Genomic DNA, 20,443 nt, shown 5'->3' with positions numbered 1-20,443 from the left:
AGTCCGAAAGCACTTTACTTTACGTCAGTGCCCGGGTAGTACCCCGAATAATAAGCTCGCAGTCCAGTAAACGTGAGCCACTGCTGACGCTCTGCCCTTGTAATTGATCGAGCAGTAACAGCATAGCTTCACGTCCGATATCGAAACGCGGCTGTGCGACGGTTGTCAGGGGTGGATCACAAAATTCCGTGAGCGAAATGTTATCAAAGCCAATAATGGATAAATCATCAGGGACTTTCAGACCCTGACGTTTGGCGTAAGAGAGTGCGCCCAGCGCCATGACGTCGCTGTGACAAAAGACAGCGGTCGGCGGCTGCGGTAGTTCAAGGAGCTGCTTCAACGCATTGGCTCCCGCTTCATAGGTAAAGTCACCGCGCGCGATGAAATGCGGATCGACCGTAATTCCGCTGCGACGTAATGCCTGAACGTAGCCTTGCAGGCGGTAATGACACAGCGGCATATCTTCGGGTCCGGCGATACAGCCAATGCGTTTATGCCCCAGTTCCAGCAGATAATTCATCGCATTAAAGGCGGCGGTGAGGTTATCAATGTGCACGGTAGGGAGTTCCAGCTCTGGCGCGAACTCGTTCGACATGACCATCGGCGGTAAATTGCGCTGTTCTTCCACGCTGGCATCAAACGGCAGGCGCGAGCTGAGCAGTACCATGCCATCGATCTGCTTGGTGATAATGAGGTTAAGAAACGTCTTTTCCTGCTGGTTCTGGTGCGCGCAGTCGCCAATAAGCACCAGGTATCCCTGTTCTGCGGCAGTCACTTCGATGCCACGAATCACTTCGCTAAAAAACGGATCGCAGATATCCGGCACAATCACCAGAATGGTACGTGACTCATTACGCTTAACGTTACGTCCCATTGATTGGGGTAGATATCCCACTTCCAGTGCTGCCTGCTCAACCTTGTTACGGGTTGACTGCGAGACTTTGTCCGGGTTCATTAATGCGCGGGATACGGTTGCCGTTGAGACTTTCGCCTTCAGAGCAACATCTTTCATTGTAGCGGCGGCAACCTGCTTATTCGGTTTCACTCTTTCTCCTCGCCAGAGAGCTGCTGGCACAGACTCGTCCCTGGATAACCTTCATCTGAAACATTTTTATCAGATAGTGAATGGAAGCGGTTACAGAATTTTCATAAAAAGTGTGATGGATCTTTAATTTTACGATCCGCCTCGCATCGTGAGGGGTTATCCCTCGATGGGATCGACATCCAGCACCCATTTAACCTTGCGTGCATCGGGTAGCGTATTGATCAGTGCCAGCGTGCCGCTGACGATATGTTGCAGACGAATTCGTGATGGATGTTGCAACAATATTTGCCAACGATAACGACCACCGCGTTTGGGCGCCAGTGCGGGAACCGGGCCGAGCACCCAGAGTTTGTCATCGGCCAACGGGCTGGCTTGAATGAGATTCCGTAGTTGCTGCAAGAACATTGGTGCATGCTGGTTGTTATGATCTTCTGCCCGCACGATCACATGGCTGGTCCACGGTGGAAGCTGGAGCGTTTGTCGCTCGGCCAGCGCCTGTTCGGCAAACGCGTCATAGCCTTTATACAGCAAGGTTTGCAGCAGCGGATGTTCAGGATGGTGCGTTTGCAGCACCACTTCGCCTTGCTTCCCGGCGCGTCCGGCACGGCCAGAGACCTGCGTATAGAGCTGGGCGAAGCGTTCTGCTGACCGGAAATCTGCGGAGAATAGCGCGCCGTCAACGTCCAGCAGCGCCACCAGAGTGACGTCCGGGAAGTGGTGGCCTTTGGCCAGCATTTGCGTGCCTATAAGAATTCGTGCGCCGCCGCGATGCACTTCCGCCAGATGCTGCTCCAGCGACCCTTTACGGCTGGTGGTGTCGCGGTCTATACGTGAAATTGGCACACCGGGGAAAAAAGGTGCCAGAGCCTGCTCAAGCTGTTCGGTGCCGAGTCCTACCGGAACCATATGCGTCGAACCGCAGGAGGGGCACTGACGCGGTATTGGGCGCTGGCTGTCGCAGTGGTGGCAACGCAGGTGGTGCTGCGCCTGATGTAGCGTGTAGTAATGATCGCAACGCGGACATTCGGCAATCCAACCACAGTCGTGGCACAGCAGCGCAGGCGCAAAACCACGACGGTTCAAAAACAGGATCACCTGGTTATCCGCCTGCAGGTGCTGACGCATACGGGCGATCAGCGCAGGGGCGAGTCCGGCCTGCACCTGCTGACCTTTGAGATCCAGCACGTGCTGAGTGGCTGGGCGCGCATTTCCGGCGCGGCGCGTCAGGCGCAGCATGCGGTATTTGTTCTGCCGCACGTTACACAGCGTTTCCAGTGCCGGGGTGGCTGAGCCGAGAATAATCGGAATTTGCTCGCTATGGGCGCGGTAAACCGCGAGGTCGCGCGCATGATAGCGCCAGCCTTCCTGCTGTTTATAAGAGCTGTCGTGTTCTTCGTCGATGACAATCACGCCGAGATTTTTAAACGGCGTAAACAGCGAAGAACGCGTGCCGATAACTATCGCCGCCTCGCCATTTTTTGCTTTCAGCCAGGCTGAAAGACGTTCACTGTCGTTTAAACCGGAGTGCAGGACTTCGACCGGCGCATTAAAACGTTCGCGAAAACGGGCAATAGTTTGCGGCGTCAGGCCAATCTCCGGCACCATCACCAGAGCCTGCTTGCCCTGGGCAAGGACGTTTTCCAGAACGCTAAGATAGACCTCTGTTTTGCCTGATCCCGTTACGCCCGCTAATAGCCAGGCGCTAAAACTGTCTGAGGCGCTGTGAATCGCCCCGACGGCGGTGGCCTGCTCGGTGTTCAGCCGCAGACGCTCACCAGAAACCGCGTAGTGCGTACGCCAGTCGCTAAAGCCTGGTGTTTCGCTCGCCAGATCGCACAGCCCTTTTTTCCGCAGTGCCTGTAATGCGGCATCATTAAATTCCAGTTCAGCCACCTGGTCGCGCCAGATTTTCCCCTGGCGTAGCGCAGCCAGCGCCTGTTGCTGCTTGGGAGAACGCTTCAGGCTGTTGAGGTCAATTACCTGGCCTTCTTCAGTGGCAAACCAGTACCACATGGGCGCGTTTGTCGCCGGGCGTCCCTGGCGCAGTAAAATTGGCAGAGCGTGAAACAGTACGTCACCGATGGGATGATGATAATAATCAGCCGCCCACAACAGCAGACGCCAGACAGAGGTCGAGTAGACCGGTTCGCTGTCCAGCACTTCGAGAACGGCTTTCAATTCGCTCCGCGGCAGTTCACTGTGCTCGCTGACGGAAAGGACGATACCCACGCGCTCCTGCTGCTTGCCAAAGGGCACGCGTACACGACACCCGGCTTTGGCACTCAAGCCTTCCGGCAGGAGGTAGTCAAAGGTGCGAGGTAGCGGAACAGGTAAGGCAACGTGCGCAACGGGCATTGAATCATCCTGACTTGAAATCTGGCGGGTTAGTATACACATTAGTGGAGGGTAGAATGCGGATCAGTTTGCATGAGCAGGTTAATTTCTGTATGATTCGCCGCCTTTGATGCAAATTGATTGCGTCAAACAATGACCATTACCCGAGAGTTTCAGGCTGTTGATGCAGCGTGAAAGGTGACGGGGAATAATTAACATCGCGTGGTGTCTGGCGTTAGGGCTGGAAGAGCGACGCGGCCTTAAACCGAGGTTTTCCCATGAAAAAAGATATTCACCCGAAATACGAAGAAATTACTGCAAACTGCTCTTGCGGTAACGTCATGAAAATCCGCTCTACCGTCGGTCACGATCTGAACCTGGACGTGTGCGGTCAGTGCCACCCGTTCTATACTGGCAAGCAGCGTGATGTTGCTACCGGTGGCCGTGTTGATCGCTTCAACAAGCGTTTCAGCATCCCAGGCAGCAAGTAAGTTTCAGCTGTCAGAAAAAAGCGCCTTATGGCGCTTTTTTTGTTTCTGCGCTTCAGAACTGAAATATATATTGATGTATTGAATAATCTATTTTATTCAATAAATAAAACGGTGTTTTATTTATTCGATAAAATATTGCAACTGGTGATCTGCGTCCTTTTTATCTTCTGTCTTTTGCCACTTTTACCAGCTCCTGGCAAAATACCAAAGGTTTCTGCTTTCTTTCTAAAATACACTTTCGTGGAAATATAAAATTAATCTAAAAGCCTTTTTGTTTTCCCATTTTATGGACAAACGAGATGGATTATTTCCGTTGTTGAGTGTGAAGAGGGATTGTCATGAAATTTAAATCTGCGTTATTACTGATTCCATTATTCTCTGCGGCCGCACAGGCGGGTTATGTTGATTACCGACATGAATATTATGACGATGGACGTAATTACGATCGTGTGTATATGTCTCACCGTTTTGCCACGGGTTTTGGTGTGGCAGTAGAAGCCATTTCTCGTTCCGAAAACACGCAGTCAAATGATGCGTGGAATAATATGGAAAGTAACGGCAACGAGTATACCGCAAGCTATCAGTTCACCTGGCAGGGTCTTGTCTGGCAGCCCGGCATTGCGATCGAAACGGGCGATAATATCGCGATTTATAAGCCTTATATCCGCGTGCAGTACAACATCAACGACAACTGGTGGACCGCGTTCCGCTATCGTCAGGAGTACATGCGCAGAAACACTGACGGCAAAGATGACCGCATGGTCTATCGTCCGGAAGCCTGGCTTGGTTATAACGTCAATGACTGGATGTTTGAGCTAAATGGTATTTATAAAATTGCCGATAGCGAAGATTTATATAACAACCGGAAAGATGATTATGAATATAACTTCCGCGTGGCGTACAAATTAGGCTCCTGGGTTCCATTTGTTGAGGTTGGCAACGTTTCCTCGGGTTATAACACAACAACGACAGACGATCGTCAGACCCGTTATCGTGTCGGTCTTGGTTATAACTTCTAATCGGTAATAGTTTTCGTATCGGCTGATTACGTCGATAAGCATAGTTTGTGTGAATAATATGTCTAAGGAGTTGACATCATGTCTAATGATGGAACTATTATCGGAAATAATGAAACCACTGCCGTCAGGCCTTTCGGAATTAGAGATAAAATTGGTTATTTATGTGGTGACCTCGGAACCTGTTTTATTCTTGGCTTAGTTAATAGTTTTTTAATGATTTATTACACTAACGTCCTCGGTATTTCCGGCGTTATTGTTGGCTCACTCTATTTTGTGACCAAACTCTTTGATGCGTTCGTTGATGTTGGTGTAGGGCGCTTATGCGATACCTCTAAACTGACGGTACATGGACGTTTCAACCCGTGGGTGCGTCGCATGAAGTATCCATTTTGCATCATTGCGGTTGTCCTGTTCCTGCCGTTTGTGAATGATTTTTCTTATACGGCGAAAATCATCTACATCTGCTGCTCCTATTTCATTTACGGTTCGCTGTTATCTACCGTGAGTATTCCGTACGGTGCTATGTCTGCGGCGATTAGCTCGAATCCTGATGATCGTGTATCGCTTTCAACCTGGCGTAGCGTTGGGTCAGCAATTGGCGGTGGGGCAACTGGCTTTTTCATTCCAATCCTGATGTACACCACCCTGGTGGATGGAAGCCAGGTGATTTCCGGGCAACACTTCTTCTGGATTTCCATTGGTTGCGCAGTGCTGGGCTTGATCTTTTTATCCTTGACCTGTCATTTAACGACGGAGCGCGTGCGCGTGGAGAGAAAAGAGAGCATGCCCGTTTCGGTGTTGCTGAAGGGACTGGCACGCAATAAGGCGCTGATTGTTTTAGTGGTTGTGGATTTGCTGATTGTAATTAATCAGGGGTTGTCCGGTACCAACATGACTTACCTGTTTAATGACTATTTCCACAATAAAGAGGCGATGTCAGTCGCGTTGCTGTTTACCTTTGGTTCCCTGGTTTTGCTGGCGCCATCGGCATCCTGGCTCACGAAGCGGTTTGGTAAAAAAGAAGCCAGCGTAGGCGCGTTGCTTTTTGCCGTGGTCATGTATGTGATTATGTACTTTGTCCACATTACGGATGCAAAGGTCTATCTGGTTTTCTTGTTCCTGGCGACGCTGGGTGCAGGGTTATTCAACCTGATGATTTGGGCGTTTATGACTGATGTTTGTGACTACCATCAGTATGTCACTGGCGATCGCGAGGATGGCACGGTTTATGGTGTGAACTTCTTTGCGCGCAAGGTTGGTCAGGCATGCGCAGGGGCGATTGGTGGCTTTATGTTGGCTATCATTGGCTATCAATCATCGTCAACAGGTGGTGCAGTGCAAACCAGCATTGTGCAGGAAAATATTTATACGATGGCGAATCTCTTGCCGGCGCTATGCCTGTTTTTGGCGGCGGTCATCCTGATTTATTTCTATCCATTGAACCGTACGGAAACGCTCAAAATGGAAGAAACATTGAATAAACTCAATGGTATTAGTAAGTAACACTGTGAGAAAAGGCGGGAGCATTCCCGCCTCTACACGCCCATTGCTGTTCTAACTATCAGTATTCCCACGTTTCCGGGTTGATACCCAGTTCACGCATGATTACCTTTGCTTCTTCCGGGATTTCATCACTGCGTTCTTTACGCAGGTCGTCATCGTTGGGTAAGGGTTGCCCAGTAAAAGCATGCAGAAACGCTTCACACAGCAGTTCGCTGTTGGTGGCGTGGCGCAGGTTGTTCACCTGACGACGCGTGCGTTCATCGGTAAGGATTTTTAACACCTTCAGAGGAATGGAAACCGTAATTTTTTTGACTTGCTCACTCTTCTTACCGTGCTCAGCGTATGGGCTGATATATTCGCCGCTCCATTCAGCCATGAGATACCTAATCCTCTTCGTCATTAATATTGAGGCCAGAACCTGAGCCCGGACCATAATTGCGCGTAGTTTATCGTAGTGGCGTGGCCCTGACACGAAGTAAGCCGACGCAGATGTACGCTAATGCATATAATTTTAACGGCTATTTCCAGTTTGCTCAATCTATACGCAAAGAAGTTTAGATGTCCAGATGTATTGACGGCTATCGTAACTATGATTACTCTGGTGTCTGACTTTTCACCGACTCAGCCAGGATCTCCTCAATATGACGCGTAAACAGGCCACCATCGCAGTGCGTAGCGGGTTAAATGACGACGAACAGTACGGTTGCGTTGTCCCGCCGATTCACCTCTCCAGCACCTATAACTTTACCGGATTTAATGAACCTCGCGCCCATGACTATTCGCGTCGCGGCAACCCAACGCGCGATGTTGTTCAGCGTGCGCTGGCGGAACTGGAAGGCGGTGCAGGTGCTGTGCTGACCAATACTGGCATGTCGGCGATTCATCTGGTGACCACGGTCTTCCTCAAGCCAGGCGATCTGCTGGTCGCACCGCATGACTGCTACGGCGGGAGCTACCGACTGTTTGACAGTCTGGCAAAGCGTGGCTGTTACCGGGTCCTGTTTGTCGATCAAGGAGATGAGCAGGCATTGCAGGCCGCATTGGCGGAAAAACCGAAGCTGGTGCTGGTAGAAAGCCCAAGCAACCCGCTGCTGCGCGTGGTGGATATTGCGAAAATCTGCCAGCTGGCGCGTGAAGCTGGCGCGGTCAGCGTGGTCGACAACACTTTTTTAAGCCCGGCACTGCAAAATCCACTGGCATTGGGCGCCGATCTGGTGTTGCATTCATGCACGAAATATTTAAACGGTCACTCAGACGTGGTGGCTGGTGTTGTGATAGCGAAAGATCCGGAAACGGTCACTGAACTGGCATGGTGGGCGAATAATATTGGTGTGACCGGCGGCGCGTTTGATAGTTATCTGCTGTTGCGCGGCCTGCGTACTCTGTCTCCTCGTATGGAGGTGGCGCAACGTAATGCTCAGGCGATAGTCGATTATCTGCAAACTCAGCCGCTGGTGAAAAAATTGTATCACCCGTCATTGCCGGATAATCAGGGCCATGAGATTGCTGCACGTCAGCAAAAAGGCTTTGGCGCGATGTTAAGTTTTGAACTGGATGGTGATGAGCAAACGCTGCGCCGCTTCCTCGGCGGGTTGTCATTGTTTACGCTGGCGGAATCGTTAGGGGGCGTTGAAAGTCTGATCTCCCACGCCGCAACCATGACACACGCGGGCATGGCGCCAGAAGCGCGTGCTGCTGCCGGAATTTCCGAAACGCTGCTGCGTATCTCCACCGGTATTGAAGATGGCGAAGATTTAATTGCCGACCTGGAAAATGGCTTCCGGGCTGCAAACAAGGGGTAAACATGAGTGTGATTGCGCAGGCAGGGGCGAAGGGTCGTCAACTGCACAAATTTGGTGGTAGTAGTCTGGCAGACGTGAAATGTTATCTGCGTGTCGCAGGCATTATGGCGGAATACTCGCAGCCTGATGACATGATGGTTGTTTCAGCCGCAGGCAGTACCACTAACCAGTTGATTAGCTGGCTGAAATTAAGCCAGACCGATCGCCTTTCTGCGCATCAGGTTCAACAGGCGTTACGTCGCTATCAGAGCGAGCTTATAAGCGGTTTGTTACCGCCTGATATAGCGGATGGACTGATTGGCGCGTTTATTCACGATCTGGAGCGTCTGGCTGGATTACTCGACAGTGGCGTGAACGATGCCGTCTATGCTGAGGTTGTTGGGCATGGTGAGGTATGGTCCGCGCGTTTGATGTCTGCGGTCCTTAACCAACAGGGGCTGGAGTCAGCCTGGCTGGATGCGCGCGATTTTTTACGTGCTGAACGCGGTGCCCAGCCGCAGGTAGATGAAGGTCTTTCTTACCCACTGCTACAGCAACTGCTGGCGCAGCATCCGGGTAAACGGCTGGTGGTTACCGGCTTTATTAGCCGCAGTAATTGCGGTGAAACGGTCCTGCTGGGGCGTAACGGCTCCGACTACTCGGCGACGCAGGTTGGCGCGCTGGCGGGCGTTTCTCGCGTAACTATCTGGAGCGATGTCGCCGGGGTTTACAGCGCGGACCCGCGTAAAGTAAAAGACGCCTGTTTGCTGCCGCTGCTGCGTCTGGATGAAGCCAGCGAGCTGGCGCGTCTGGCGGCACCGGTTCTCCATGCCCGTACCTTACAGCCGGTTTCCGGTAGCGATATCGATCTCCAACTGCGTTGTAGCTATACGCCGGAGCAGGGTTCAACGCGCATTGAACGCGTACTGGCCTCCGGTACCGGGGCGCGTATTGTGACCAGTCATGATGACGTCTGCCTGATTGAGTTTTTGGTTCCGACTGGTCAGGACTTTAAGCTGGCTTATAAAGAGATTGATCAGGTTTTAAAACGTACCCAGGTGCGTCCGCTGGCAGTGGGTGTGCATCCTGACCGCCAACTGCTGCAATTTTGCTATACCTCCGAAGTTGCTGACGGCGCACTGAAAATTCTTGATGAAGCTGGTCTGCCAGGCGAGCTGCGTCTGCGCCAGGGGCTGGCGCTGGTGGCGATGGTCGGGGCGGGCGTCACCCGTAATCCGCTGCATTGCCACCGTTTTTGGCAACAGTTGAAAGGTCAGCCGGTTGAATTCACCTGGCAATCGGAAGAGGGTATCAGCCTGGTCGCGGTACTGCGTACTGGGCCAACAGAGAGCCTGATTCAGGGTCTGCATCAGTCTATTTTCCGCGCGGAAAAACGCATTGGTCTGGTGCTTTTCGGCAAAGGCAACATCGGCTCACGCTGGCTGGAGCTGTTCGCTCGCGAGCAGAGCACGCTCTCGGCGCGCACCGGATTAGAGTTTGTGCTGGCGGGTGTGGTTGATAGCCGTCGTAGCCTGCTGAATTACGAAGGGCTGGATGCCAGCCGCGCGTTAGCTTTCTTTGATGACGAGGCAGTAGAGCAGGATGAAGAGTCTCTATTCCTGTGGATGCGTGCTCACCCGTATGATGATTTAGTGGTGCTGGACGTAACTGCCAGCGAGCAACTTGCGGATCAGTATCTGGATTTTGCCAGCCATGGTTTCCACGTTATCAGCGCCAACAAACTGGCGGGGGCAAGCAGCAGTCATAATTATCGCCAAATTCATGATGCTTTTGAAAAAACCGGTCGCCACTGGCTGTATAACGCTACCGTAGGCGCAGGCTTGCCGATCAATCATACCGTGCGCGATCTGATTGATAGCGGAGATACCATTCTGTCGATCAGCGGGATCTTCTCCGGTACGTTGTCGTGGTTGTTCCTGCAATTTGATGGCACGGTCCCGTTCACCGATCTGGTGGATCAGGCGTGGCAACAGGGGCTGACTGAACCCGATCCGCGCGTAGATCTTTCCGGCAAAGATGTGATGCGTAAGCTGGTGATTCTGGCGCGTGAAGCAGGTTACGACATCGAACCGGACCAGGTTCGCGTGGAATCGCTGGTGCCTGCGCACTGTGAAGAAGGCTCTATTGACCATTTCTTTGAGAATGGTGATGAGCTTAACGAGCAGATGGTGCAGCGTCTGGAAGCGGCGCGTGAAATGGGGCTGGTGCTACGCTATGTGGCGCGTTTTGATGCTAACGGTAAAGCGCGCGTTGGTGTTGAAGCGGTTCGTCCTGAACACCCGCTGGCGGCGCTGTTGCCGTGCGATAACGTATTCGCCATTGAAAGCCGCTGGTATCGCGATAACCCGCTGGTGATCCGTGGACCGGGCGCAGGTCGTGACGTCACCGCCGGCGCTATTCAGTCAGACATCAACCGTCTGGCGCAGCTGCTGTAGTTTTTGTTGCCGGATGATCCGGCCGACGGTTCGTTTGTGACCCAGGCCGGATAAAATACGTCAACAGCCATCTGCATAATCACTTCAACGCTCTCATCCTGCGTTAAACCTACCCGTATTGCGTCTTACCCGCGCTCTGGCCAGAGGCGAGTCTGTCACCGCTCTCGTTAACGGCTGGCAGACGGTCATGCCACAATTCCCCATCATTTCAGGCTGATGTGAATTTTTTTCACGTTGGCTGAGTATTCCTCACCTTTAACGATGATTTTTGTGTTGACGCCAGCATGCTTTTCCGTCATTTTTACATCTAGACGTCTAAACGTATAGCAGTTCACAACACAACATATAACGACAAAAGATTGATGAGGTAAGGTATGAGCTTTTTTCACGCCAACCAGCGGGAAGCCCTGAATCAGAGCCTGGCGGAAGTACAGGGTCAGATTAACGTTTCGTTTGAGTTTTTCCCGCCGCGCACCAGTGAAATGGAGCAAACCCTGTGGAACTCCATCGATCGCCTGAGCAGCCTGAAGCCGAAGTTTGTTTCAGTCACCTATGGTGCAAACTCTGGTGAGCGCGACCGTACGCACAGCATTATTAAAGGTATTAAGGATCGCACTGGTCTTGAAGCGGCTCCGCACCTGACCTGTATTGATGCTACCCGCGATGAGCTGCGGACCATTGCTCAGGACTACTGGAATAACGGTATTCGTCATATTGTTGCTCTGCGCGGTGACTTGCCGCCGGGAAGCGGTAAACCGGATATGTATGCCTCTGACCTGGTGACTCTGCTGAAAGACGTTGCGGACTTTGATATCTCCGTTGCGGCTTATCCGGAAGTACACCCAGAAGCGAAGAGCGCTCAGGCCGATTTGCTGAACCTGAAGCGTAAGGTTGATGCCGGTGCGAACCGTGCGATCACTCAGTTCTTCTTCGATGTAGAAAGCTATCTACGCTTTCGCGATCGCTGTGTGTCTGCGGGAATCGATGTGGAAATTATTCCGGGTATCCTGCCAGTCTCCAACTTTAAACAGGCGAAAAAATTTGCCGATATGACCAATGTTCGTATCCCTTCCTGGATGTCGACCATGTTTGATGGTCTGGATGATGATGCGGAAACCCGCAAGCTGGTAGGTGCAAACATCGCTATGGACATGGTGAAAATCCTCAGTCGCGAAGGGGTGAAAGATTTTCACTTCTATACCCTTAACCGTGCCGAGATGAGCTACGCTATTTGTCACACACTGGGTGTAAGACCGAATTAAACAGATGCCCCAGCCCTCTACGGAGGGCTTTTTATTGATCATTTTGATCTACATCTCTGTAACTTTAAATATAAAAGGAATTAGCTATCGAATCTGTGGGTTTTTTCGACTATATCTTATCTCTGGTGGTGTATATCGTAGTCAGAACACTGTAAAGGGAGCATATAGATGAGCATGTCCGACGATAGCCAAAACGCATCAACTGCCGGTAAGTGTCCTTTTCATCAGGGCGGTCACGATCAGAGTGCGGGAGCAGGAACGAACAACCGCGACTGGTGGCCCAATCAACTCCGTGTAGATCTTTTAAACCAACATTCCAACCGTTCTAACCCGCTGGGTGAGGACTTCGACTACCGAAAAGAGTTTAGCAAACTCGACTATTCTGCCCTGAAAGGGGATCTCAGAGCCCTTCTGTCCGAATCTCAACCGTGGTGGCCCGCTGACTGGGGAACCTATGCCGGATTATTTATCCGCATGGCATGGCACGGTGCAGGGACCTATCGCTCCATCGATGGACGCGGTGGCGCGGGTCGCGGACAGCAGCGTTTTGCACCACTGAACTCCTGGCCGGACAACGTCAGCCTGGATAAAGCGCGTCGTCTGCTTTGGCCAATCAAGCAGAAATATGGCCAGAAAATTTCCTGGGCCGACCTGTTTATCCTTGCGGGTAACGTGGCGCTGGAAAACTCAGGCTTCCGTACCTTCGGCTTCGGTGCCGGTCGTGAAGACGTCTGGGAACCGGATCTCGACGTAAACTGGGGTGATGAAAAAGCCTGGCTGACCCACCGTCATCCGGAAGAACTGGCAAAAGCGCCGCTGGGCGCAACCGAAATGGGCCTTATCTATGTGAACCCGGAAGGGCCGGACCATAGCGGCGAACCGCTCTCTGCGGCAGCGGCTATTCGCGCGACCTTCGGTAACATGGGCATGAACGACGAAGAAACCGTAGCGCTGATTGGCGGCGGTCATACGTTGGGCAAAACTCACGGTGCTGCACCGGCTTCGCACGTAGGCGCCGATCCAGAATCCGCACCAATTGAAGCGCAGGGCCTGGGCTGGGCCAGCAGCTACGGCAGCGGCGCGGGTGCAGACGCAATTACTTCCGGTCTGGAAGTGGTCTGGACGCAGACGCCGACCCAATGGAGCAACTATTTCTTCGAGAACCTGTTCAAATATGAATGGGTACAAACCCGCAGTCCGGCAGGTGCGATTCAATTTGAAGCGGTTGACGCACCGGAAATTATCCCCGATCCGTTCGATCCGTCGAAAAAACGTAAGCCAACAATGTTGGTTACCGACCTGACGCTGCGTTTCGATCCGGAGTTCGAGAAGATCTCCCGTCGTTTCCTGAACGATCCGCAGGCCTTCAACGAAGCATTTGCCCGCGCATGGTTTAAGCTGACGCACCGTGATATGGGGCCAAAAGCACGTTACATCGGACCGGAAGTGCCAAAAGAAGATCTGATTTGGCAAGACCCGCTGCCGCATGCGTTCTTTAACCCAAGCGAAGAAGATATCCTGAAACTGAAGGCGACCATTGCCGCTTCCGGGTTGTCCGTGGGCGAACTGGTATCGGTAGCGTGGGCTTCGGCATCAACGTTCCGCGGTGGGGATAAACGTGGCGGCGCTAACGGTGCGCGTCTGGCGCTGGACCCACAGCGTGGCTGGGATGTGAATGCTACCGCGGCACGCGTACTGCCTGTGCTGGAAGGCATTTATAAGTCAGCCCATACCGCTTCGTTAGCCGATATTATCGTGCTGGCCGGTGTTGTCGGTATAGAGCAGGCGGCTAGCGCTGCGGGTGTCAGCATTAAAGTACCTTTTGCGCCGGGCCGCGTGGATGCGCGTCAGGACCAAACGGATATTGAGATGTTTGAACTGCTTGAGCCGATTGCCGATGGTTTCCGTAACTACCGCTCCCGTCCTGACGTATCGACCACCGAGTCGCTGCTGATTGATAAAGCACAGCAGCTGACGCTGACCGCACCGGAAATGACCGTGCTGGTGGGCGGTATGCGCGTACTGGGCACCAACTTCGACGGCAGCCAGCACGGTGTCTTTACCGATCGTCCTGGCGTGCTCAGCACTGACTTCTTCGTCAATCTGCTGGATATGCGCCATGAGTGGAAGGCGGTTGATGAGTCAAAAGAGCTGTTTGAAGGTCGTGACCGTCTGAGCGGCGAAGTAAAATACACGGCAACCCGCGCCGATCTGGTGTTCGGTTCTAACTCCGTACTGCGCGCAGTGGCTGAAGTTTATGCCTGCAGCGATGCTCACGAGAAGTTCGTGAGAGATTTCGTTGCCGCATGGGTGAAAGTGATGAACCTGGATCGTTTCGATCTGCTGTAACAGCTAATGCCGGATGTCGCTTGTGTGTATCCGGCATAGTATGAATAAAAAAATCCCCGCGATTGCGGGGATTTTCTGTTTGCAGGTTATTCCCACTCTTGCAGGTAACGTTGACCGTACTGATCAGCCACCAGCAGGGCGGCATACACCTGGTCCGGCGTTGCGCCGCCAGGCATGTTGTGAATGGTTTCGCCTTCGGCACAGGCGGCCTCAGCCACAATGCGCATTTTCGCCGGGATATCCTGTTTGATGTCCAGTTGCGCCAGGGTAATCGGCAGGCCAACGGAATGGCACAACGCGGCAACGGTTTCAATTTCATCGACCGGTGCGTTTTCCAGCACCAGCTGCGTCAGCGTACCAAACGCCACTTTCTCGCCGTGATAGTAGTGATGCGCATCCGGGATTGCGGTCAGACCGTTATGAATGGCGTGAGCCGCTGCCAGACCACCGCTTTCAAAACCGACGCCACTCAGATAGGTGTTGGCTTCAATAACACGTTCCAGTGCTGGTGTCACCACGTGCTGCTCGGCTGCCAGCATCGCTTTTTCGCCTTCTTCGATCAGTGTATTAAAGCACAGCTCTGCCAGCGCCAGCGCCGCCTGAGTACACTGACCGCCCGCCATGGTGGTTGCGCCGCTGCGTGAACAGGCACGCGCTTCGAACCAGGTTGCCAGCGCATCGCCAATACCCGCAGCTAACAGACGCGCCGGTGCGCCCGCGACAATTTTGGTATCCACAATGACCCTGTCCGGGTTGTTGGGCAGCAGCAGATAGCGATCGAATTCACCGGCATCGGTGTAAATGACGGACAGCGCGCTGCACGGCGCATCGGTAGAGGCGATGGTTGGGGCAATGGCGACAGGCACGCCCATAAAGTGCGCCAGCGCTTTGGCGGTATCCAGCGTTTTACCGCCGCCAATACCAAGTACTGCGCCACACTGCGCTTTTTCCGCTACGCCGCGCAGACGGTCGATTTCGTTTTGTGAACATTCGCCGCCAAACGGTGCAATTTCCAGCGCCAGTCCGGCATCCTGGAAGCTTTTTTCCAGTGCGCCCTGGGCAAAGCCTAAGACAAACTTGTCCCCAACGACCAGCCAGCGTTCTGCCAGTGGTTTGAGGTAGCTGCCAAGACGGGTAATAACATCGGCACCCTGGATGTACTTACCAGGTGATTGAATAATGCGATCCATACTTTATTTCCCTCACAGGTTGATGTGACCAAATGCGTTGTTCCAGTCCTGCTCAAACTTCTCTATTGCTGACTCTACCGCAGGGGTATTGAGCATTTGTTGCGCTACGTCTAATGGCAGGGTGATAGCTTCACATCCTGCCAGTAAGCAATCCAGCGCCTGACGCGGGGTTTTAAAGCTGGCTGCCAGTACCATGCTGTTTGGCGCATGCAGCTCCAGTAACGTTTGCAGTTCTTGTACTGTGCGAATCCCATCGCCGCCCTGTGCGTCGATACGGTTAACGTAAGGCGCGATATATTTGGCTCCTGCCAGCGCAGCCAGTAGCCCCTGAGAAGCACTGTAAACGGCGGTTCCCAGCGTGGTGATACCCTCTTTTTTCAGCATCTTAATCGCGGCCAGACCTTCGGATGTCACCGGAATTTTCACTACCAGACCGGGCACTGCATTGCTCAGGCGTTTGGCTTCTTCCACCATGCCCTGCGCCTCGCGGCTCATGGTTTGGGCAAATAAAATACCCTCTTCGCCGATGGCGTTTTGCAGGCGTGGCAGTACATCCCAGATGGATTCTTTGCTTGCCGCCACAATGCTTGGGTTGGTGGTAACACCCGCGATAGGGAAGATGCGTGCCAGACGTTCAACTTCCGCGACGTTGGCGGTATCAAGGTAAAGTTCCATACAAAAACATCCTCTTTAAAGTTCAAGTTCATGTTGCAACAGGCTGGCGATAGCGTCGGCTGAGGCGGCGCTAACCAGCGCGTTACGGAATTCTTCATGCATAATGCGGCGCGCCAGACGCGAGAAAATACGCATATGCTGATCGCCAGCGGCATGTTTGTTGAGCGTCAGCATAATAATGAACTGTGCATCATCATCACCCCAACGTACCGGCGCTTGCAGGCGAGCTACGCTGATGGTGGACTGCTCAATATGTTCGGATTTGCTGTGTGGAATGGCGAAGCTAAAACCTAATCCGGTAGAGAAGACGGCTTCGCGTGCCCACAGGTCTGCTTCCAGTTTACGTGGATAGCGACAACGGCCTGCCAGCAGGAGGTTGTCGGTCATCCCTTTGATGACCTCTTCTTTACTGCGCCAGTCGCTGTCCAGTGTGATGCATTCGGCGGTAACCAGAGGCGTATCCTGTTGGGTCATGCGGAACTGGGCCAGCAGATGTTCGACCTCCAGCGAGGTTCGACAAGCCATCGCTTGATTCAGCAATTGACGGCAGGCACGGCTGTCGAGTTGCGCCATCCGCGCTTTGGCGGCGGGAATGGAGGGAGCGCTCATACTGATCTCGTCCAGACCCAGTCCCACCAGCAATGGCAGCACCGAGCCTTTGGCACCCAGTTCGCCGCACAGGCCAATCCATTTCCCCTGCCGATGTACTGCCTGCACGGCGTAATCCAGCGCGCGCAGGAAGGCCGGATTCAGGCTGTTGTAGTGGCGGGTAACTTTGGCGTTGTCACGGTCGACCGCCAGCAGGTATTGCGTCAGGTCATTGCTGCCAATACTAAAGAAATCAATCTCTTCACAGCATTGGTCAATGATGAACATCACAGACGGAACCTCCAGCATAATACCGAGCTGGATCTTCTCATCAAACGGAATGTGTTCACTTCGCAGTTGCTGCTTGGCTTCAGCCAGTTTCTCTTTGACCCACAGGATCTCTTCCATCGAGGAGATCATTGGGATCATGATTTTCAGGCTACCGTGCGCTGAGGCGCGCAGGATCGATCGCAGTTGCGTAGTAAACAACGTGGCATATTCTTCATAAATACGCACCGCGCGATAACCGAGAAATGGGTTGGTCTCAGCAGGAATATTCAGATAATCAACGGGTTTATCACCGCCGATATCCATGGTGCGTACAATAATGCTGCGTCCCTTTGCGGGTTCCAGCGCCTGGCAGAAAATGTTGTATAGCTCGTTCTCATCCGGGGCGCAGGTACGGTCCATATACAGCATTTCCGTACGGAACAGGCCAACCGCTTCCGCACCGTTACTAAAGGCTGCTTGTGCTTCCACGGAGTGGGCGATGTTGGCGGCGACTTCCATACGGATGCCATCAGCCGTGCGTGCCTCCTGGGTCAGCCAGATACGTTGCTGTTCCCGAATGGCATCCTGGATACGGGCTTCTTGCTGATAATAACGTACGATGGATTCATCAGGGGCAACGACGACTGCTCCTGCGTTACCATCGATATAAACCGTTTGCTGTAGCCATGGCATCAAAGATTCAATATCTACGCCAACCAGCGTAGGGATGTTGAATGACCGGGCGAGAATCACCGTGTGTGACGTAGTACCACCGCTTTTTAACAGCAAGCCTTTCAGCAATGTTTTGTCCAGTTCGAGGAACTGGCTCGGTGTTAGCTCATCCGCCATGCAAACCGTCGGCTGGGTCAGTTTTCCCGGCGCTGGGAAGCGCTGTTCCCCATAAATTTGCTGCAGAAGCTGGAAGCAAACATCGCGTACATCCAGTGCTCGCTCCTGTAAATAACTGCTGCTTGAACGGGCGAATTCATCACAAAAATGTCCGGCACTTTCGACAACCGCCTGGGCGCAGCTTAACCCGCGTGATACGCCAGCGAGCAGGTGCTGGCGCAGTGAGAGGTCGCTTGCCAGCGAGCGGTGTGCTTCCAGAATCGCACTGGTAGCGCCGTCGCTGTCGAGTAATCGAAACTCAATATTTTTCATCAACAGCGTTAAACCGTTATCCAGTGCCGCTTGCTCGGTTTCAATATCTTGAGCGGATGGAAGGTTACTGAGCGCGTTAAGATCCAGCGAAGAAAGCAGACTCAGAACGCCCCCTGCGCTGCCGCTGCAGACGGTGCGAGCGCGAAAAAGCTGTGGATTTAAATGGGTGAGCGATGCCGGAAGTGGCTCCAGCTCGTTGTTTTTGGCTTCCGCTAGCGGTGCATCGCAGTGCGGAAATTCATTTCGTAACCATTGGCTCAGATGCTGGTGGGCTGCCTGTTCATCTGTACCGGAAATCAGCAACTGGCAGCTATCACCCGCCAGAGTATCGGTGCCAATCAACGATAGTGCGCTCTTAGCGTTGCCCTTACGTTCGGTACGCAGGTTGTGCCACTCAATGTGTGAGGTAAAGGTGTTGCACTGCGTTTCTATGTGGCTTGCCGGGCGTGCATGTACGCCATTGGGTAGCTCACAGGTAAATTCCACAATCAGGGCCATAGCCTCATCTCCCATAACGATTTCTCGCTACAGGATAAAAGGGCAACGCCTGAGCCTGCCATGTGACAAATCTGCCAAAAACTGGATAAATGTAATGTAACTATCAAAGTGAGACATCCCTCACAAGTCAGCGTATCCACTATAAATTCCGAGAAACTGCAAGTTATGAGGCGGATCGCATTTTTGTACTGATATTACAAAAGTCCAGCAAATGGCCTTTTTATCCACTGTTTGCGTCGCGTCAGATTGCCTATTGTTTTCCGCAACAAGTTTATGGATATGGGCTTTAGGCAGCCCGGGAGCGACTTATGAAAGAGTTGGTACAAATCCTGAAAAATACTCGTCAGCACCTGATGACCGGTGTTTCGCATATGATCCCCTTCGTAGTAGCGGGCGGTATTTTGCTGGCTGTCTCCGTCATGCTGTATGGCAAAGGCGCGGTACCGGATGCTGCGACCGATCCTAATCTTAAAAAGCTGTTTGATATTGGCGTCGCCGGGTTGACTTTGATGGTGCCATTTCTTGCTGCTTATATCGGCTATTCCATCGCTGAACGTTCTGCTCTGGCCCCTTGTGCGATTGGCGCATGGGTGGGAAACAGCTTCGGTGCAGGTTTCTTTGGCGCATTAATTGCTGGGATTATTGGCGGTATCGTTGTCCATTATCTGAAGAAGATCCCCGTACATAAGGTGTTGCGTTCGGTAATGCCTATCTTCGTTATTCCCATCGTCGGCACTTTTATCACCGCAGGTATCATGATGTGGGGGCTGGGGGAGCCTGTTGGCGCGTTAACTACTAGCCTGACCGAGTGGCTGCAGGGTATGCAGCAGGGCAGCATTGTGCTGCTGGCGGTAATTATGGGACTGATGTTGGCCTTCGATATGGGAGGGCCAATTAACAAAGTTGCCTACGCCTTCATGCTGATTTGCGTGGCGCAGGGGGTTTATACCGTCGTGGCAATCGCCGCAGTAGGGATCTGCGTACCGCCGCTGGGTTTAGGTTTAGCGACGCTGATTGGTCGTAAGAATTTCTCTTCTGAAGAACGCGAAGCCGGTAAAGCTGCGCTGGTAATGGGCTGCGTTGGCGTAACTGAAGGCGCGATTCCGTTTGCAGCAGCCGATCCGCTGCGTGTCATTCCATCGATTATGGTGGGTTCCGCCTGTGGCACGGTAACCGCCGCCCTGTTTGGTGCGCAGTGTTATGCCGGCTGGGGCGGGCTGATTGTTCTGCCTGTAGTGGAAGGAAAACTGGGTTATATCGCGGCGGTTGCCATTGGTGCTGTAGTGACCGCCGTGTGCGTTAACGTACTGAAAAGTCTGGCGCGGAAAAAAGTGTCTCAGGTCGATCCGAAAGAAGATGACCTGGATTTAGATTTTGAAATGAATTAAGTGAGGAATGAGTCATGACCAAGATTATCGCAGTAACCGCATGTCCTTCTGGCGTTGCCCACACCTATATGGCAGCCGAAGCGCTGGAAAGCGCCGCTAAAGCTAAAGGTTGGCAAGTAAAGGTTGAGACTCAGGGTTCGATCGGTCTGGAAAACGAACTGACCGCGGCGGATGTGGCGGAAGCCGACATGGTCATTCTGACCAAGGACATTGGTATTAAATTTGAAGAACGTTTTGCGGGCAAAACTATCGTTCGCGTCAACATCAGCGATGCAGTGAAACGTGCCGACGCCATCATGAACAAGATTGGCGCGCACCTTGCGCAAACCGCTTAACCGTTTGTTTGCCGGATGGCGGCTTCGCCTTATCCGGCCTACAGATGCGTAGGCCTGATAAGCGTAGCGCCATCAGGCAACTATTCCCGCAGGAGTTC

15 protein-coding genes are annotated in these 20,443 nt (G+C 52.8%); 9 read left to right on the top strand and 6 right to left on the bottom strand.

All coding sequences use genetic code 11. From position 1 onward, the window contains the following. Positions 1-19: 19 nt before the first annotated feature. Together cytR and priA are read right to left on the bottom strand one after the other, a co-directional pair. Entirely contained in the window at positions 20-1,045 is a 1,026-nt protein-coding gene (gene cytR, locus SK38_RS22255) for a DNA-binding transcriptional regulator CytR (protein ID WP_003825179.1), read from the bottom strand. Between the two features lie 156 nt (positions 1,046-1,201). Beyond that, a complete protein-coding gene (gene priA / locus SK38_RS22250; RefSeq protein ID WP_048215183.1) occupies positions 1,202-3,400 on the bottom strand; it encodes a primosomal protein N' in 2,199 nt (732 codons plus the stop codon). Between the two features lie 257 nt (positions 3,401-3,657). Here priA and rpmE point away from each other — a divergent pair, with 257 nt between their 5' ends. The 3 genes from rpmE to SK38_RS22230 all read left to right on the top strand — a co-directional run bounded on the left by rpmE (position 3,658) and on the right by SK38_RS22230 (position 6,392). Next, positions 3,658-3,870: a 50S ribosomal protein L31 gene (gene rpmE / locus SK38_RS22245; protein WP_008787040.1), complete on the top strand. Its 213-nt coding sequence runs from the start codon at positions 3,658-3,660 to the stop codon at positions 3,868-3,870. A 338-nt stretch (positions 3,871-4,208) separates the two neighbouring features. Next, positions 4,209-4,889: an oligogalacturonate-specific porin KdgM family protein gene (locus SK38_RS22235; protein ID WP_003825173.1), complete on the top strand. Its 681-nt coding sequence runs from the start codon at positions 4,209-4,211 to the stop codon at positions 4,887-4,889. Between the two features lie 78 nt (positions 4,890-4,967). Further along, on the top strand, positions 4,968-6,392 hold the full coding sequence (locus tag SK38_RS22230) for an MFS transporter (RefSeq protein ID WP_003825170.1): 1,425 nt from the start codon (positions 4,968-4,970) through the stop codon (positions 6,390-6,392). 58 nt (positions 6,393-6,450) lie between these two features. Here the strand turns inward: SK38_RS22230 and metJ are convergent, their stop codons facing one another. Then, the gene (metJ, locus tag SK38_RS22225) at positions 6,451-6,768 is read right to left on the bottom strand and encodes a met regulon transcriptional regulator MetJ (RefSeq protein ID WP_003825168.1); all 318 of its coding nucleotides are present in this window, start codon (positions 6,766-6,768) and stop codon (positions 6,451-6,453) included. Between the two features lie 265 nt (positions 6,769-7,033). Between metJ and metB the strand changes: the two genes are divergently transcribed. The 4 genes from metB to katG all read left to right on the top strand — a co-directional run bounded on the left by metB (position 7,034) and on the right by katG (position 14,240). Further along, a complete protein-coding gene (gene metB, locus SK38_RS22220) occupies positions 7,034-8,194 on the top strand; it encodes a cystathionine gamma-synthase (protein WP_003028818.1) in 1,161 nt (386 codons plus the stop codon). Positions 8,195-8,196: 2 nt separating this feature from the next. Continuing rightward, positions 8,197-10,629: a bifunctional aspartate kinase/homoserine dehydrogenase II gene (locus SK38_RS22215; protein WP_032945630.1), complete on the top strand. Its 2,433-nt coding sequence runs from the start codon at positions 8,197-8,199 to the stop codon at positions 10,627-10,629. Positions 10,630-11,003: 374 nt separating this feature from the next. Then, complete coding sequence (gene metF, locus SK38_RS22210) at positions 11,004-11,891, top strand: methylenetetrahydrofolate reductase (RefSeq protein ID WP_003825161.1); 888 nt, start codon at positions 11,004-11,006, stop codon at positions 11,889-11,891. A gap of 168 nt (positions 11,892-12,059) precedes the next feature. After that, positions 12,060-14,240, top strand: a complete 2,181-nt coding sequence (katG, locus tag SK38_RS22205; RefSeq protein WP_048237076.1) for a catalase/peroxidase HPI — start codon at positions 12,060-12,062, stop codon at positions 14,238-14,240. An 86-nt stretch (positions 14,241-14,326) separates the two neighbouring features. On the opposite strand, the gene gldA is transcribed toward katG, so the two are convergent. From gldA to ptsP, 3 genes are read right to left on the bottom strand one after another with little or no spacing between them, the layout of a single operon-like run. Continuing rightward, positions 14,327-15,430, bottom strand: a complete 1,104-nt coding sequence (gene gldA, locus SK38_RS22200) for a bifunctional L-1,2-propanediol dehydrogenase/glycerol dehydrogenase (RefSeq protein ID WP_003825158.1) — start codon at positions 15,428-15,430, stop codon at positions 14,327-14,329. Between the two features lie 12 nt (positions 15,431-15,442). Then, a complete protein-coding gene (fsa, locus tag SK38_RS22195) occupies positions 15,443-16,105 on the bottom strand; it encodes a fructose-6-phosphate aldolase (RefSeq protein WP_020996106.1) in 663 nt (220 codons plus the stop codon). Positions 16,106-16,120: 15 nt separating this feature from the next. Then, on the bottom strand, positions 16,121-18,622 hold the full coding sequence (gene ptsP, locus SK38_RS22190) for a phosphoenolpyruvate--protein phosphotransferase (protein ID WP_048227754.1): 2,502 nt from the start codon (positions 18,620-18,622) through the stop codon (positions 16,121-16,123). A gap of 308 nt (positions 18,623-18,930) precedes the next feature. On the opposite strand from ptsP, the gene SK38_RS22185 reads away from it, so the two are divergent. Together SK38_RS22185 and SK38_RS22180 are read left to right on the top strand one after the other, a co-directional pair. Next, entirely contained in the window at positions 18,931-20,010 is a 1,080-nt protein-coding gene (locus SK38_RS22185; RefSeq protein ID WP_048237075.1) for a PTS fructose transporter subunit EIIC, read from the top strand. 14 nt (positions 20,011-20,024) lie between these two features. Next, the gene (locus tag SK38_RS22180; RefSeq protein ID WP_003825151.1) at positions 20,025-20,345 is read left to right on the top strand and encodes a PTS fructose-like transporter subunit IIB; all 321 of its coding nucleotides are present in this window, start codon (positions 20,025-20,027) and stop codon (positions 20,343-20,345) included. Positions 20,346-20,443 lie beyond the last annotated feature (98 nt).

Origin of the sequence: Citrobacter sp. MGH110, assembly GCF_001037515.1 — a bacterium.
GTDB lineage: Bacteria > Pseudomonadota > Gammaproteobacteria > Enterobacterales > Enterobacteriaceae > Citrobacter > Citrobacter portucalensis.
The sequence above is the reverse complement of the archived record's forward strand: the minus strand, read 5'-3'. Positions and strand labels throughout refer to the sequence as shown.